11 protein-coding genes and 1 riboswitch are annotated in these 14,885 nt (G+C 48.8%); of the genes, 8 read left to right on the top strand and 3 right to left on the bottom strand.

The features are described from left to right. Nucleotides 1-92: 92 nt before the first annotated feature. Nucleotides 93-1,025 carry a 1-phosphofructokinase family hexose kinase gene (locus tag AC0MA3_RS08500; RefSeq protein WP_474655851.1) on the top strand — a complete coding sequence of 311 codons (933 nt, stop codon included), beginning with the start codon at nucleotides 93-95 and terminating at the stop codon, nucleotides 1,023-1,025. 83 nt (nucleotides 1,026-1,108) lie between these two features. On the opposite strand, the gene corA is transcribed toward AC0MA3_RS08500, so the two are convergent. Continuing rightward, the gene (gene corA / locus AC0MA3_RS08495; RefSeq protein WP_379160502.1) at nucleotides 1,109-2,044 is read right to left on the bottom strand and encodes a magnesium/cobalt transporter CorA; all 936 of its coding nucleotides are present in this window, start codon (nucleotides 2,042-2,044) and stop codon (nucleotides 1,109-1,111) included. A 427-nt stretch (nucleotides 2,045-2,471) separates the two neighbouring features. Continuing rightward, nucleotides 2,472-2,610, top strand: a riboswitch (SAM riboswitch). 87 nt (nucleotides 2,611-2,697) lie between these two features. Here corA and metA point away from each other — a divergent pair. From metA to AC0MA3_RS08475, 4 genes are all read left to right on the top strand, one after another. Then, the gene (gene metA / locus AC0MA3_RS08490) at nucleotides 2,698-3,627 is read left to right on the top strand and encodes a homoserine O-acetyltransferase MetA (RefSeq protein WP_474655850.1); all 930 of its coding nucleotides are present in this window, start codon (nucleotides 2,698-2,700) and stop codon (nucleotides 3,625-3,627) included. Nucleotides 3,628-3,672: 45 nt separating this feature from the next. Next, the gene (locus tag AC0MA3_RS08485) at nucleotides 3,673-4,851 is read left to right on the top strand and encodes an aminotransferase class I/II-fold pyridoxal phosphate-dependent enzyme (RefSeq protein WP_474655849.1); all 1,179 of its coding nucleotides are present in this window, start codon (nucleotides 3,673-3,675) and stop codon (nucleotides 4,849-4,851) included. Nucleotides 4,852-5,085: 234 nt separating this feature from the next. Then, the gene (gene mqnC, locus AC0MA3_RS08480) at nucleotides 5,086-6,222 is read left to right on the top strand and encodes a cyclic dehypoxanthinyl futalosine synthase (protein WP_474655848.1); all 1,137 of its coding nucleotides are present in this window, start codon (nucleotides 5,086-5,088) and stop codon (nucleotides 6,220-6,222) included. A gap of 283 nt (nucleotides 6,223-6,505) precedes the next feature. Next, a complete protein-coding gene (locus AC0MA3_RS08475) occupies nucleotides 6,506-10,834 on the top strand; it encodes a bifunctional 2',3'-cyclic-nucleotide 2'-phosphodiesterase/3'-nucleotidase (protein ID WP_474655847.1) in 4,329 nt (1,442 codons plus the stop codon). A 154-nt stretch (nucleotides 10,835-10,988) separates the two neighbouring features. Here the strand turns inward: AC0MA3_RS08475 and AC0MA3_RS08470 are convergent, their stop codons facing one another. Continuing rightward, a complete protein-coding gene (locus AC0MA3_RS08470) occupies nucleotides 10,989-11,171 on the bottom strand; it encodes a transcriptional regulator (RefSeq protein ID WP_379160520.1) in 183 nt (60 codons plus the stop codon). Between the two features lie 156 nt (nucleotides 11,172-11,327). Between AC0MA3_RS08470 and AC0MA3_RS08465 the strand changes: the two genes are divergently transcribed. Together AC0MA3_RS08465 and AC0MA3_RS08460 are read left to right on the top strand one after the other, a co-directional pair. Continuing rightward, nucleotides 11,328-12,170, top strand: a complete 843-nt coding sequence (locus AC0MA3_RS08465; protein ID WP_474655846.1) for an SPFH domain-containing protein — start codon at nucleotides 11,328-11,330, stop codon at nucleotides 12,168-12,170. 12 nt (nucleotides 12,171-12,182) lie between these two features. Beyond that, the gene (locus tag AC0MA3_RS08460) at nucleotides 12,183-12,353 is read left to right on the top strand and encodes a type II toxin-antitoxin system antitoxin (RefSeq protein WP_074109682.1); all 171 of its coding nucleotides are present in this window, start codon (nucleotides 12,183-12,185) and stop codon (nucleotides 12,351-12,353) included. Between the two features lie 111 nt (nucleotides 12,354-12,464). Here the strand turns inward: AC0MA3_RS08460 and AC0MA3_RS08455 are convergent, their stop codons facing one another. Beyond that, nucleotides 12,465-12,776, bottom strand: a complete 312-nt coding sequence (locus AC0MA3_RS08455; protein WP_474655845.1) for a hypothetical protein — start codon at nucleotides 12,774-12,776, stop codon at nucleotides 12,465-12,467. Between the two features lie 55 nt (nucleotides 12,777-12,831). Here AC0MA3_RS08455 and thrS point away from each other — a divergent pair, with 55 nt between their 5' ends. Next, nucleotides 12,832-14,769: a threonine--tRNA ligase gene (gene thrS, locus AC0MA3_RS08450; RefSeq protein WP_379160530.1), complete on the top strand. Its 1,938-nt coding sequence runs from the start codon at nucleotides 12,832-12,834 to the stop codon at nucleotides 14,767-14,769. The last annotated feature ends 116 nt before the right edge of the window (nucleotides 14,770-14,885 follow it).

Here is a 14,885-nt window from a genome sequence, read left to right as displayed (position 1 = left end):
TGAATGAAGCAGTTTCCTTGGAGTTCTCCCTTTAGGAAAATACAGTGTATTGGAGTAAAATACAGGTATTCCGAGTAAAAGGAGAGAACGCTATGATCGTAACATTAACGGTTAACCCTAGCGTGGATGCCAGCACAGGGATTGAAAAGGTGGTGCCGGACCATAAGCTGCGCTGCCGGGAAGCTTCTTATAAGCCTGGAGGCGGCGGGGTCAACGTATCCAGGGCCATCCACAGACTGGGTGGCGATTCCCTGGCCCTGTATGCATCTGGCGGACTGCACGGGCAACTGATTCATGAGATGCTGGATAAGGAGGGGGTCAGCCACCAGGAGATCCCGATTTCCGGACAGACACGGGAAAATCTAATTGTCGTAGAGGAATCCACAGGACAACAGTTCCGATTCGATATGCCGGGTCCGCGGTTTATTGAAGGTGACTGGGAGCAGTGCTTGGATCAATTGAAATCGTTGGCAGGGAAACCATCGTATATTGTAGCGAGCGGAAGCCTGCCTCCAGGCTGTCCGGCAGATTTCTATGGCCGTGTTATTGAAGCGGTGAAGCCATGGCAGGCGAAGGTTATTGTGGATACCTCGGGCGAAGCGCTGCAAAAGGCGGCGGATGCTGGCGTATATCTGCTCAAACCCAATGCACGCGAGCTTGAGGAGCTGGCCGGACACGCAATTACAGGTGATGCCGAAATTCAGGCGGCTGCGCTGGAGCTGATCGAGCAAGGACGGACAGAGGTGGTACTGGTGTCGCTTGGCGGAGAGGGGGCCCTATTGATTACAAGGGAGGGCTGCGAGCATATCAAGGCACCTGAAGTTCCCGTGCTGAGTGTGGTAGGGGCCGGTGACAGTCTGGTGGGCGGGCTGGTCTACAGTCTGGAACGGGGGTGGCCTCTGCGCCGGGCGGTTCAATTCGGAATCGCCTCCGGAGCGGCGGCGGTAATGAACCCGGAGCGTGAGCTGTGCAAACGCGGGGATACGGAACGGTTGTTTGCGCTAATCGAGGCAGCAGATGCTTAAGCTCTGATATAAACCAAAAAGACGAAGGCTTCCTTACCATGAGGTATAGGGGGCCTTCGTCCTGCTTATTCGTCCAATATGATTCATAGCCATTCCTTTTTGCGGAAAATAAACAGCATCCCGCAGCCAAGTGTAACCATGACCGCAATGACTCCATAGTAGCCGTAACGGGTATGGATTTCAGGAATATTATCAAAGTTCATCCCGTAGATCCCTGTAATAACTGTCAGCGGCATGAATATCGTGGTAATGGCGGTGAAGACTCTCATGATCTCATTCGCGCGGTTGGCGATACTGGACTGGTAAGCTTCACGTAAGTTGCCCATGAGATCGCGGTAGGTTTCAAAGGTTTCAGAGATCTTGACCGCATTTTCATAAATATCGCTAAAATATTTCTGCAGCTGATCATCGATCAGACGGAGGTCTTTTTTGTTAAGGGTATTGATAACTTCCTTCTGTGGTCCCAGCATTTTCTTCAGCCAGAGAATTTCACTCCGCAGACCGATGATCTCGCTCAGATGCGATTTCTTGGTATGCATCAGGATATCCTCTTCCAGTTTCTCAATCCGCGCCTCTATCCGGTCACCAACGGAGAAAAAGTTGTCTACGACAAGGTCGATCAGCAGATAAAGGAACCGGTCCGGCTCACTAACCTCTTGCTCCCACAGGACGGGCTTCAGCACACGCAGTTCGTGGATCTTTTGCTTGGTCACGGTGATAATGAAATGTCTGCCCAGAAACACGTTGAGCGCCCGGAGGAAGATCTCTTCATCATCAAAACGGATGCTATTAACTACAATAAAATAATGGCTCTCATAAATTTCAAGCTTTGGACGCTGATCCTCTTCGCTGAGGCAGTCTTCAACGGCCAGATCATGCAGATTGTACAAAGGCTGAAGCAGCTCCAGATCCTCAACATCCGCATCAATCCAATAAAATCCCTCTGCAGGGACTGTCAATGTTTCTTCAATGTCATCTACAGGTGTAAAAACGCCTGCGTTTACCAACCGGATTTTCATCTGATTCCGCTCCTCTTGACCCCGGTCTTCTCCAGGGCTTGTGCTAATATAGGCACAGGGAAAAATCAGCTTGGCCGGTGGTACGGTCAATCCATGAGGCCAAATGACGGTTCGAGGGCATGAAGAAGAAATGCTCCCGCCGCCGGCAAGCTGATGTTAATCCTGTGTGGTTGCTCTTTCTGGACGCTTAACTGCGAACTCGGGTCGCCTTCCATTCTTCTCTCACCTCTTCTTATCGTCAGGTAGGGCCTTTGAAACCCTTGTCTAGTATAACCCCCGGGTATAGGTCTTTCAAGCTAAATTCTTTACGCTTAAAAGGGCCTACTAGCATTGTATGGACTTGACGAAAAGGAGGTTCATGATTTAAAGTAAATTTTAAGAAAAGCATTTAACGTTATGTGACTTTTTCTCAATTGAATACAGCTAAATCTTATCAAGAGCAGGTGGAGGGACTAGCCCGATGAAACCCGGCAACCGGCGTGTGAACGCACGGTGCTAATTCTTGCGGAAGCTTTTGCAGGTAAGCCATTCAGGCTGCCTGGCACAAGTTCTCTGGCAGATGAGAGAGGCGCATATGACTAACAGATATATGACCTTTCTCGCCCGGGAAAGGTCTTTTTTATATTCATTTTAACGGAGGAGTGGAAACTGTAATGCCAATTAAAATTCCCGACAGCCTGCCGGCCAAGGAAGTTTTGTCCGGAGAAAATATTTTTGTAATGGATGAAAGCCAGGCTTTCCACCAGGATATCCGCCCGCTTCGTATCGCGATTCTGAATTTGATGCCTACTAAGGAAACCACGGAGACGCAATTGCTGCGTCTGGTCGGGAATTCACCGCTTCAGGTGGATGTTGTACTGCTGCACCCTAGCTCCCATACCTCGAAGAACACTTCGGCAGAACATCTGAAGAGTTTTTACAAAACCTTTGATGAGATCAGTGACCGCCGCTTTGACGGGCTGATTGTAACCGGCGCTCCGGTGGAGCAGTTTGAATTCGAAGACGTGAACTACTGGGAAGAGCTTAAGGGAATATTTGAATGGAGCAAGCACAATGTGACCTCGACAATGCATATCTGTTGGGCCGCACAAGCAGGGCTTTATCATCACTTCGGCGTTCACAAGGTGGAACTGGAAGAGAAGTGTTTCGGCGTTTTTCCACACACCATTAACCATACTAACGTAAAGCTGCTGCGCGGTTTTGACGAGGTGTTCCATGTTCCGCATTCCCGGCACACGGATGTCTCGCGTGAAGATATCCTTGCGAATCCCGAGCTGCAGATTCTTGCCGAATCCGAGGAAGCCGGAGTGTATCTGGTGTCGACGCTTGACGGAAAACAAATTTTCGTGACCGGACATTCCGAATATGACCCGTTGTCGTTAAAATGGGAGTATGACCGGGATATCGCCAAAGGAATGGATATTGCCATTCCGAAGCATTACTACCCTAAGGATGATCCGCAGCGCACACCGCCGGCTGTCTGGCGTGCTCATGCCAACTTATTATTCTCTAATTGGCTCAATTACTATGTATACCAGGAGACCCCTTACGATATAGACCAGGCCGATTATTTAGTATTTTAAAATATAGAAAATATATGCATACACCACACTTAGGAGGCAGCAGCAATGGATGAGAAACTGAGGATTGAGAGCAGATTGGCACAGATAGGTTCACTCGAGGACCCGGCTACAGGAGCAATTAATTATCCGATCTATAACGCTACGGCTTTCCGTCACCCCAGACTCGGGCAGAGCACAGGTTTTGATTATATCCGTACCAAGAATCCTACCCGCTCGGTGCTGGAAGAAGCTGCAGCACAACTGGAATCCGGCGATGCAGCCTTTGCCTGCAGTTCTGGAATGGGGGCGCTGACGACGGTATTTTCTTTGTTTGGACAGGGCGACCATTTGGTGGTTTCGCTGGACCTGTATGGCGGAACCTACCGTCTGCTTGAACGGATTCTTTCCAAATATGGCATCAGCGCTTCCTATGTGGATACGAATGATCTGGACGGGCTGGAGGCTTCGCGGCGTCCGAATACCAAGGCTGTATTTATCGAAACACCTACCAATCCTCTAATGATGATTACAGATATCGAAGCTGTTTGTACCTGGTCCAACCGTCATGGCCTGCTCACCATTGTCGACAACACGCTGTTGACGCCCTTTTTCCAGCGGCCGCTGGAGCTCGGAGCGGATATCATCGTTCATAGCGCAACCAAATATTTGGGGGGGCATAACGATGTCCTTGCCGGGCTGATTGTAACCAAAGGCACGGAGCTGTCGGCAGAAATGGCCATTCTTCATAATTCGCTCGGTGCAGTGCTTGCTCCGAACGACAGCTATCAGCTCATGAAGGGGATGAAAACACTTGCTCTGCGGATGGAGCGTCATGAGAGCAATGCCCTGGCGCTAGCCCGCTATCTACTGGAGCATCCAGCCGTGGCTGAGGTTTTCCACCCTGGCCTGCCGGATCATCCCGGCTATGAGATTCAGAACCGACAGTCCTCAGGCAACACCGGGATTTTCTCCTTCAAGGTAAAAGACGCCAGGTATGTTGAGCCACTGCTGCGCCATATCCGTCTAATCGCCTTCGCCGAGAGTCTGGGCGGTGTGGAGTCACTGATGACCTATCCAGCGGTGCAGACTCATGCCGACATCCCGGTGGAAATCCGCGATGCCGTCGGCGTGGATGATCGACTGCTGCGCTTCTCCGTTGGTATTGAGCATGTGGATGACCTGATTGCGGACCTTGCCCAGGCTCTGGAAGCTGCGCGGATTGAATTGGAAGAGACCGCCGGCTAGACTTAGACATTCAAATCATGAATCCTTATAGCAGCTTCCAAGCGGAGGCTGCTGTTTTTTTAGAGAATATATGGATTTATATGTATCACCTATTAATATTGCTATAACGGCACCGGTAAAGGTTTTTCAAGCTGTTCAGATTGTGATACGATGGAGGAACGAGCGTATTTAAATGTTGTGCAAATTTTATTTATCCATTCTTATAATATGGGCATAAAAAGGAGGCTGCGAACGATGAGTGCGATAGATCTGATTCTGGACAAAACGTTGAAGGGTGAACGTCTTGGTCTGGAGGACACAATTCGGCTGTTCGAGAGCAATGAAATTGAGAAAATGGGCGCTGCCGCCGACGTGATCATGAAGCGTTGGCACCCGGACCCGCTGGCTACATTTGTCATTGGCCGCAATATTAATTATACGAATGTATGTGATGTGTACTGCCGTTTCTGCGCTTTTTACCGCAGACCGGGCTCGGAGGAAGGTTATGTACTGCCTGACGAGACGATTTTTCAGAAAATCCAGGAAACTATCGATGTGAACGGAACGGAAATCCTGATGCAGGGCGGAACCAACCCGAATCTGCCATTTAGCTACTATACGGAATTGCTGCGCGGGATTAAGCAGCGTTTCCCGGAAATTACGATGCATTCGTTCTCCCCGGCGGAGATTATGAAGATGGTCGAAGTATCCGGGCTGCCGCTGGAACAGGTGGTCCGGGAGATTCATGCTGCAGGCCTCGACTCCCTCCCCGGCGGCGGTGCAGAAATTCTGGATGACCGGACCCGCCGTAAAATCAGCCGTCTCAAAGGCTCGTGGCGTGAATGGATGGACGTGATGCAGACCGCTCACAAAATCGGCATGAACACTACGGCGACTATGGTAATTGGTCTTGGCGAAAGCATGGAAGAGCGTGCACTTCATCTGTTGCGGGTACGTGAAGCTCAGGATGAGTGTATTGCGAACAAATATGATTCCGAAGGCTTCCTGGCCTTTATCTCTTGGACCTTCCAGCCTGATAATACGAATCTGAAGCTGGACAGACAGTCCCCGGAGGAATATCTGAAGACAGTAGCCATCAGCCGGCTGGTGCTCGACAATATCAAGAACTTCCAGTCCTCATGGGTAACAATGGGGCCTGAGGTTGGCAAGCTGTCGCTGCAGTATGGCTGTAATGACTTTGGAAGCACCATGATTGAGGAGAATGTCGTGTCCTCGGCGGGCGCCACTTACAAGGTGAACATCGAGTCGATTACCCAGCTGATCCGCGAAGCAGGCAAGATTCCTGCGCAGCGCAACACGCGTTACGATATTCTGCGTACCTTCGAGGACGGGAATGTGAAGATTGATAATGATTTTGTAATGCAGAACTAATGTTGCAATAATAATCTATTTATTCATAACGTTGTGTGTAAGATTTTTTTGCGGCGTCTATTCTTGGGTGATTTTGTTAATGAAAACCTCGAGAATAGGCGTTTTTTGTTTTTTTGTAAACATATGTCGTCATTTGGAACAAAAATAATAGGGATAAAGTGATATTTTACACAACTATTTAGTAGATTTAATGGTTTCTGCTAGATTCCTATTTTTGGTTATGATACAATCTTGCGGTCAGCATAAGTAGGAATAAGAAACATATGGGGAGGATATCTGACTTATGGTAGAAAAAAGATGGAACAAGCCAGTAGCTACTTTATTGGCATCCGCTGTTCTTGCAGCGCAAGTGCTGGGCGGAGTTTTTGCAGTTCCGGTTTTGGGTGCAGGCAAGGCGGAGGCAGCAAGTGCTTCAACAATCGCTGCTCCTGGGACAGTGAAGTTGCGCTTGATGAGTACCACGGATGTTCACACCAATGTGTACGGTTGGGACTACTTCAAAAATGCAGCTTCCACTACAGTTGGTCTGGACCGCACATCAACGCTGGTTAAGGAAGCTCGAACCCAAGAAGCGAACAATCTCCTGCTCGACAACGGTGATTTGATTCAGGGTACACCGCTGGGTACATACATGGCCCAGGTATCGAATTTCAAGGCAAGCCAAGACCAGATTCATCCTCTTATCGCAGCTATGAACCTTATGGGCTATGATGCTGCAACGTTTGGCAATCATGAATTCAATTATGGATTGGATTATCTGGACCGCACGATCAACGGAAGCGCAACGGATAAATCAAATACGGATGCGGATTTCCCATATGTAAATGCTAACATTTATAATGTATCTGATGGTAAAAACACATTTACACCTTACGTCATCATTCCTAAAAAGGTTACAGACAGTAACGGTAATATGGTAACGATTAATGTCGGCCTCCTAGGTCTGGTAACTCCGCAGATTATGGATTGGGACAAGGTAAACCTTGAAGGCAAGGTAATCACCAAGGATATCGCTGAGACTGCAGCCAATTTTGTTCCTGAAATGAAGGCAAAAGGTGCCAATGTCATTATCGCAATGGCTCACACCGGGTTTGATGCCTCTGCGGTTGCAGGAACCGGCGCGGAAAATGCAATCAACCTGCTAAGCAAGGTTGATGGTATTGATGCAATCACCTTCTCTCATACACACAAGGTGTTCCCGACGAACGGGGATGACACTAAGCTGGATGCTTCCTTTAAGGATCCGGCAACCAAGAAGCCGTATGATTCTGATGTGGCAAAGATTGATAACCTCAACGGTCATATTAACGGTACTCCAGCAGTTCAAGCCGGTTATGGCGGGGGTAACCTGGGTCTGATCGATCTGGAGATTGTACCTGATGGCAGCGGCTATAAAGTCGATAAGGCATCTTCAAAGGCTTCGACACGCTCGATTGCCGGTGTAGCAGTTGATCCTGCTATTGATGCAGTTGCAGGAGCTGCCCATGAAGCCACGATCAAATACGTGAATCAGCCGCTCGGCAAAACCACTGCTCCGATGAACAGTTATTTTGCTCTGGTACAGGATGATCCGACCGTTCAGATCGTAACCTATGCACAGCAGCAGTATGTTTCGAATCTGGTCAATACGGATGCTAAGCTTGCTCAGTATAAAGACCTGCCGATTCTCAGTGTAGGCGCACCATTCAAGGCCGGACGTAACGGCCCTGAGGAATATACTGAAATTCAAAAGGGCGATCTTACGATTGCGAGTGCAAGTGATCTGTATCTCTATGACAACACGCTGAAAGCCGTTGTGGTTAAAGGCTCTACAGTGAAGGAATGGGTAGAGATGAGTGCAGGAGCGTTCAACCGAATCAAGCCGGCAATCACCACGCCACAGCCGCTTTTGAACTCGGCGTTTGCTGTCTACAATTTCGATGTTATTGATGGTATCAAATACACAATTGATGTAACCAAAAATGCGAAGTACAAGCCGGATGGAACGATTAATGATGCTTCTTCCAGCCGCGTGACTTCCATAACTTATGGCGATCAACCTTTGAATGATAATCAGGATTTCATCGTGGTTACCAATAACTACCGCGCAAGCGGCGGCGGGAACTTCCCGGGGGTTAAAGCTGGGAAGATGATTATTGACTCCCAAATGGAAAACCGCCAGGTACTGATGGATTATATCAGTGCAGCCGGAACTGTTGATCCGACCGCAGACAACAACTGGTCAATCGCTCCAATTAAAGGGAATGTCAATGTGACCTTCACTTCTTCACCGAAGGCAGCGGCAGTGAAGCCTGCCAATGTTACAGACACAGGCTCTAAAGATATCAAAGGCTTTGAAATCTATAATCTTAATCTAAAAGAAGCTCCAGTTGCTCCAACCGGAGATGTGGAAGTTCACTTGCTCGGAATCAATGACTTCCACGGCCAGCTCGATACCACTTCTTATGTGGGCAGCGATGCAGTAGGGACTGCAGCAACACTCGCAGCGTACTTGAAAGAAACACGTGCGAAATATCCTAATGCCCTGCTGTTCCACAATGGTGACTCTGTAGGTGCATCTGCGCCGGTATCCTCGCTTGAGCGTGACGAGCCGACGATGGAATGGATGAACCTGATGAAATTCGATGTTGGTACGCTCGGGAACCATGAATTTGACCAAGGCGTTGAAGCCATGAAGACCCAAATTTATGGCGGTGCTGATCCTAAGAACACCAGCATTGTTCATAAAGGAGCGGATTTTGACTATATCAATGCCAATGCAGTAGACAGCACTACTGGGGCACCGATTATCAACCCATACGTTATCAAAGAAGTAGGCGGCGTGAAAATCGGATTTATCGGTGTGGTTACCAAAGCTACGCCAAGTAAAGTATCTCCTGAAGGCACCAAAGGAGTGAAATTCCTGAGCGCCAGCGAAGAAGTAGCAGCTATTGAAAAATATGCTGCCGAGCTGGTAGCAAAAGGTGTGAAGACAATCGTTGTACTTGCACATGATCCGGCGACAACCAAAGCAGATGTGACCACGGGAGAAGCTGCTGATCTGGCTAATGCTCTGCCTGCGAACTCACCAGTTGACGTTGTTGTAGCAGGGGATAATCATGCACTTGCCAATGGCGTTGTAAATGGCAAGCTGATTGTTCAAGCCTATTCTTATGGTACGGCGTTCGAAGACATCAAGCTGGTTATTGATAGTGCAACTGGTGATGTGAAGAGCAAATCGGCAACTGTAACCAGTACACTTCAAAAAAATGTTACACCAGATGCGGAAACAGCAGCTTTGGTTAACAAATATCTGGCCAAGCATCCGGAGTTGACGAAACCTGTCGGTACAACAGACGGTTCGGTCACTCGTACAGATGTTTACCTTAAAGAAGCTCCACTCGGTAACCTGATTGCCGATGCGATGCGTCAAGCTGACTTCGGTGATGGCAAAGGCTCCGCAGATTTCGCCTTTATGAATCCGGGCGGTATCCGCGCTGATCTTCCAAAGGGCAATGTATCCTTCGGAGATTTGGCCAAAATCCAGCCATTCGGCAACACGCTGGTGAAGCTGACACTGACTGGTGAACAAATCAAGACACTGCTGCAGCAGCAATGGGCAATCAAAGCTGACGGAACTGCAGATACGAAGACACTGCAAATTTCCGGATTGAAGTATACAGCGAACATGGAACTGCCAGTAGCTAGCCGTATTACTTCCCTTACTAAGGCAGACGGAACACCAATCAACATGACTCAAAGCTACACAGCAGTAGTGAATAACTTCATGGCTGCCGGTGGTGATAACTACACCGTACTGACCAAAGCCAGTGCATCATTGGCAGGACCAACAGACCTGGATGTTTTCTATGATTATATTGTGAAGACATTCAAGGGCGGTGCAATTACAGCCGCGGTTGAAGGCCGGATCAATAACGGAAAAGCTTCTGATCCGGGTAGCGTAGGAACGGTACCAACACCAACGCCTTCGGCTAAACCTGTACCTTCTGCAACACCTGCACCAACTGCTACACCTGTACCAACTGCGACTCCAGCTCCAACAGCAACACCTGCAATCACTTTTGGAGATTTGAGCAAAGTGGCTTGGGCCCAGACAGCGATCAATTCCTTGGCTGCGAAGGGAATTCTTAAGGGTGTTGACGGAACAAACTTCGCACCGAACAAAACAGTAACCCGCGCAGAATTCATAACCATGCTGGTTCGTGCCCTGAATCTCAATCTCAGTACTTCAGGAGCAAGCGCCACATTCAACGATGTGAAGCAAGGGGTATGGTACACAGATGCCATCGCAGCTGCTGTTAAAGCCGGTATTGTGAAAGGTTCCGGCAACGGCAAATTTGAACCGGGCCGTGAAGTGACCCGTGAAGAAATGGCGCTGATGATCGCTGCTGCACTTAAAGGTCAGTTGAAATCCATTGATACTAAAGCGGCATTGGCCAACTTCGGCGACAAGTCAAAAATTGCACCTTACGCCCAAGATGCAGTAGCTCAGCTTACACAGCTTGGTATTGTCAACGGGGTGGATGGACAGAAATTCGCACCGAAGAACGATGCAACCCGCGCTCAAGCGGCGGTTATCATTTACCGTATGCTGGAAAAGAAGGCTTCCTAAGTTTTGAATCCAGCATGAAATAACAGATGCAAAAAGGAGTTCCGCCGTCATCCGTAGATGGCTGTGGAGCTCCTTTTTTGATGCAAGGATAAAGATTGATGACCTGTATGGCGAGAATCGTGCATTCAATTACAGCAAGGGTTTCATTGGGAATTTACTTAGAAGCGGCTTCCCACTTGCAGCGGACCGGGGAGACAATCGCATTTTCTTTTTTTAGCTCGGTGAAGGCTTTGTCGACAGCTTTGCGTTCCAGACCGGAGAGCTTTTCGACCTCGCCTGCGCTGAGCGGAGTTGCAGATGCCTTGATAATATCCAGTACTTGTTCCTTGACACTCATGTGTTCCACTTCCTTCATAAAGAATAGTATGACTTTGGATAGATTCTTTAGTATAAGAGAAAATCAGAGGTGATGCAGTGATGTTTTTAGTTTACAACAATATCCATAAGTGATATCATATCAATATCAATTACATATCTTATGGAGGTGCCTATTATGAAAGAAAAAACACTGCATCCAGTCAGCGGTTTTCTGGTTATTGCGCTTATTGCCATCTGCTTGGCAGGGGGGATTTACGGTGCAGCATATGACTATGCTGTGGTTCCTGTAGTTCTGTTCGTCATAGCAGGTGTGCTATGCACAAGTATCACGGTAGTACAGCCGAACAAGTCGGTTGTGGTAACTTTTTTTGGAAAATACATTGGTACTATTGCCACTAGCGGACTCTTTGCAGTTATTCCGTTCAGTGTCCGCAAGACCGTATCCCTGCGGGTGCGGAATTTCAACAGCGTCAAGCTGAAGGTCAATGATGTCGAAGGGAATCCAATTGAGATTGCTGCGGTCATTGTATTTAAAGTAATCAACTCGGCCAAAGCCCTGTTTGATGTCGACAAATATATGGCTTTTGTAGAAATCCAGAGCGAGACGGCACTGCGGCATGTGGCCAGCCGTTACCCTTACGACAATTTTAACGAAACGGGAATGTCTCTTCGTGCGAATTCGGATGAGATCGCCAAGGAACTTGCAGTTGAGCTTCAGGACCGCCTTTCCTTATCCGGTGTTGAAGTGATTGAAGCACGGCTGACTCATCTGGCATATTCCACTGAAATCGCCAGCACTATGCTTCAGCGCCAGCAGGCTTCTGCGATACTGTCCGCACGGCAGATTATTGTGGAAGGGGCGGTCGGTATGGTAGATATGGCGATCCGCCAGCTGAAGGAGAGCGGTGTAGTCGAACTTGATGAAGAACGCAAAGCGGCGATGATCAACAATCTGATGGTTGCGATTGTATCAGAGCGTGGAGCGAGTCCGGTCATTAATGCCGGCTCGTTGTACTAAGGGACGTTCCTTATGGCGGCCAAGAAAAGCTTTCCGCTGCGGATCGATCCCGACCTGCACGAAGCGCTGGAGCGCTGGGCGGGAGAAGAATTTCGCAGCGTAAACGGACACATCGAATATCTGCTGCGTGAAGCTTTGAAACGCGCAGGCCGCTTGCCTGAACGGAAACGCCGGGAAGAATAGACTTGTTGGGCAGAATGCAGCTTCTGCCCTTAAGCTATTTTACGTGGAATGGTATTGCGGTTGACTTAATGCAGGGACTGACTTGACGGAAGGCCGGAGGGAGAATTATAATTACACAAGATTCACGTTATCAGCGTTGACAAAGACATGGATGTTTACATGTAGGGCCGTTTCAGAGAGAGGGAACTTCAGGCTGTGATTTCCTCCGGTATCCGGTAATTCATCTACCCCTTTGTAGCTGCGGTTATGAACTCCCAAGTGCTGTTCAATAGCGGACAACCTGTCAGGGATAGTAAGAACCGCCGGTTCATGGCCGTTATCTCCATGCTGACGAAGGATTCCTGTAAGCCGGGAATCGAATTTGGGTGGAACCACGGGTGCAATCACTCGTCCCTTTGCGGGACGGGTGTTTTTTGTGTGCATGGACATTACCGTTCCGTAACTAATCTGTCTTACCAAAATATTAGGAGGAATAATCATGTCAGTAAATATCAAGCTTCCGGACGGCTCGGTCCGGGAATATGCCGATGGCAGCAGCATTGATGATGTTGCCGCTTCGATCAGCAGCGGTCTGCGCAAGAATGCCGCAGCCGGCAAGCTGAATGGAATTGTTGTAGACTTATCTACACCGCTGCAAGAAGGTGCGTTGGTGGAGATCGTCACTTTGGATTCGCCGGAAGGCCTCGAAGTGATGCGCCATAGTACGGCCCACTTGATGGCCCAGGCAGTACGCCGCCTTTTCGGGACTAAGGAAGTTAAACTGGGTGTAGGCCCTGTGATCGAAGATGGCTTCTATTATGACATGGATCTGGAGCACCCGCTGAATCCGGAAGACTTGCTCAAGATTGAGAAGGAAATGGAACGTATCGTCTCTGAGAATCTGCCGATCGTGCGTCTTGAGGTTAGCCGCAAGGAAGCGTTGGATCGTTTCGGAGAACTGGGTGACCCCTATAAGCTCGAGCTGATTGAAGCATTACCTGAAGATAGTGTGATCTCGATTTATGAACAGGGAGAATTCTTTGACCTTTGCCGCGGTCCGCATTTGCCTTCCACTGCGAAGATCAAGGTCTTTAAGCTGATGAATGTAGCCGGAGCTTACTGGCGTGGCGACAGCAAGAACAAAATGCTGCAGCGTGTATATGGTACTGCCTGGATCAAAAAAGCTCAGCTTGATGAGTACCTGCACCTGCTGGAGGAAGCAAAGAAACGCGATCACCGCAAGCTGGGTAAAGAACTGGAGATCTTCACCTTCAACCAGCTGGTAGGACAAGGCCTGCCGATCTGGCTTCCGAAAGGCGCGAAGCTGCGCAGTATTCTGGAACGTTATATCGTTGATCTGGAAGCAAGCCTCGGTTACCAGCATGTATATACTCCGGTACTCGGTAATGTTGAGTTGTATAAAACTTCAGGACACTGGGAGCATTACCAGGAAGATATGTTCCCTAAAATGGTTATCGACACTGAAGAATTTGTACTTCGTCCGATGAACTGTCCGCATCACATGATGATTTACAAGAGCTCGATGCACAGCTACCGTGATCTGCCGATCCGTATAGCCGAGCTAGGCACAATGCACCGCTATGAAATGTCAGGGGCGTTGACTGGACTGCACCGTGTGCGTTCCATGACCCTGAACGATTCGCATATCTTCTGCCGTCTGGACCAGATCAAGAGCGAGTTTACCCGCGTACTTGATCTGATCAAGCAGGTGTACAGCGATTTCGGTATTACCGATTACCGCTTCCGTTTATCTTACCGGGATCCGCAGGATACCGAGAAGTACTTCCAGAATGATGAAATGTGGGAGACTGCTCAGCGGATGCTGCGTGAAGTGGCAGAAGAAGCCGGATTGCCGTTCTTCGAAGCCGATGGAGAAGCCGCATTCTATGGCCCAAAACTCGATGTGCAGATTCGTACAGCACTGGGCAAAGAAGAAACTTTGTCTACTGTGCAAATTGACTTCCTGCTTCCTGAGCGTTTTGAATTGGAATATGTCGGAGACGATGGACAAAAACACCGTCCGGTCGTGCTTCACCGCGGAATCCTGGGTACTATGGAACGTTTTGTAGCTTTCCTGCTGGAGAATTTTGCTGGCTCGCTTCCATTATGGCTGTCACCACAGCAGGTGAAGATCATTCCGGTGTCCTCTGCCTTTGATGATTACGCCAAAGAAGTGGAAGCCAAACTGCTTGCCAGCGGAATCCGGGCTGAAGTGGACCTTCGTAATGAGAAAATGGGCTACAAAATCCGTGAAGCGCAGCTAGAGAAACTCCCTTATATGTTCGTGGTGGGCGAGAATGAAATGAACGCCGGAAGTGTCTCCATCCGCAAACGCGGAGAAGGCGATATCGGTGCCCAGCCGCTGCAGGAAGTGATTGCTTCCTTAGTTAAGGAAGTTGCAGAGCGTGTAATCTAACGCTTCAGTAACAGACCATTTTCCGTATTTTTATTATCATTCAATTAACCTCTGTCATACGCCGCCTGTGGCCAGTATTAACAGCTGCAGGTATAAAATTTTGTGAAACGGGAAAC

The sequence above is a fragment of the Paenibacillus sp. LS-5 genome, assembly GCF_056121505.1.
The sequence above is the reverse complement of the archived record's forward strand: the minus strand, read 5'-3'. Positions and strand labels throughout refer to the sequence as shown.

Bases quoted from the DNA above. Each gene is read 5' to 3' on its own strand.
- AC0MA3_RS08500 (WP_474655851.1), top strand. From the start codon at position 93: ATGATCGTAACATTAACGGTTAACCCTAGCGTGGATGCCAGCACAGGG.
- corA (WP_379160502.1), bottom strand. From the start codon at position 2,044: ATGAAAATCCGGTTGGTAAACGCAGGCGTTTTTACACCTGTAGATGAC.
- metA (WP_474655850.1), top strand. From the start codon at position 2,698: ATGCCAATTAAAATTCCCGACAGCCTGCCGGCCAAGGAAGTTTTGTCC.
- AC0MA3_RS08485 (WP_474655849.1), top strand. From the start codon at position 3,673: ATGGATGAGAAACTGAGGATTGAGAGCAGATTGGCACAGATAGGTTCA.
- mqnC (WP_474655848.1), top strand. From the start codon at position 5,086: ATGAGTGCGATAGATCTGATTCTGGACAAAACGTTGAAGGGTGAACGT.
- AC0MA3_RS08475 (WP_474655847.1), top strand. From the start codon at position 6,506: ATGGTAGAAAAAAGATGGAACAAGCCAGTAGCTACTTTATTGGCATCC.
- AC0MA3_RS08470 (WP_379160520.1), bottom strand. From the start codon at position 11,171: ATGAGTGTCAAGGAACAAGTACTGGATATTATCAAGGCATCTGCAACT.
- AC0MA3_RS08465 (WP_474655846.1), top strand. From the start codon at position 11,328: ATGAAAGAAAAAACACTGCATCCAGTCAGCGGTTTTCTGGTTATTGCG.
- AC0MA3_RS08460 (WP_074109682.1), top strand. From the start codon at position 12,183: ATGGCGGCCAAGAAAAGCTTTCCGCTGCGGATCGATCCCGACCTGCAC.
- AC0MA3_RS08455 (WP_474655845.1), bottom strand. From the start codon at position 12,776: ATGCACACAAAAAACACCCGTCCCGCAAAGGGACGAGTGATTGCACCC.
- thrS (WP_379160530.1), top strand. From the start codon at position 12,832: ATGTCAGTAAATATCAAGCTTCCGGACGGCTCGGTCCGGGAATATGCC.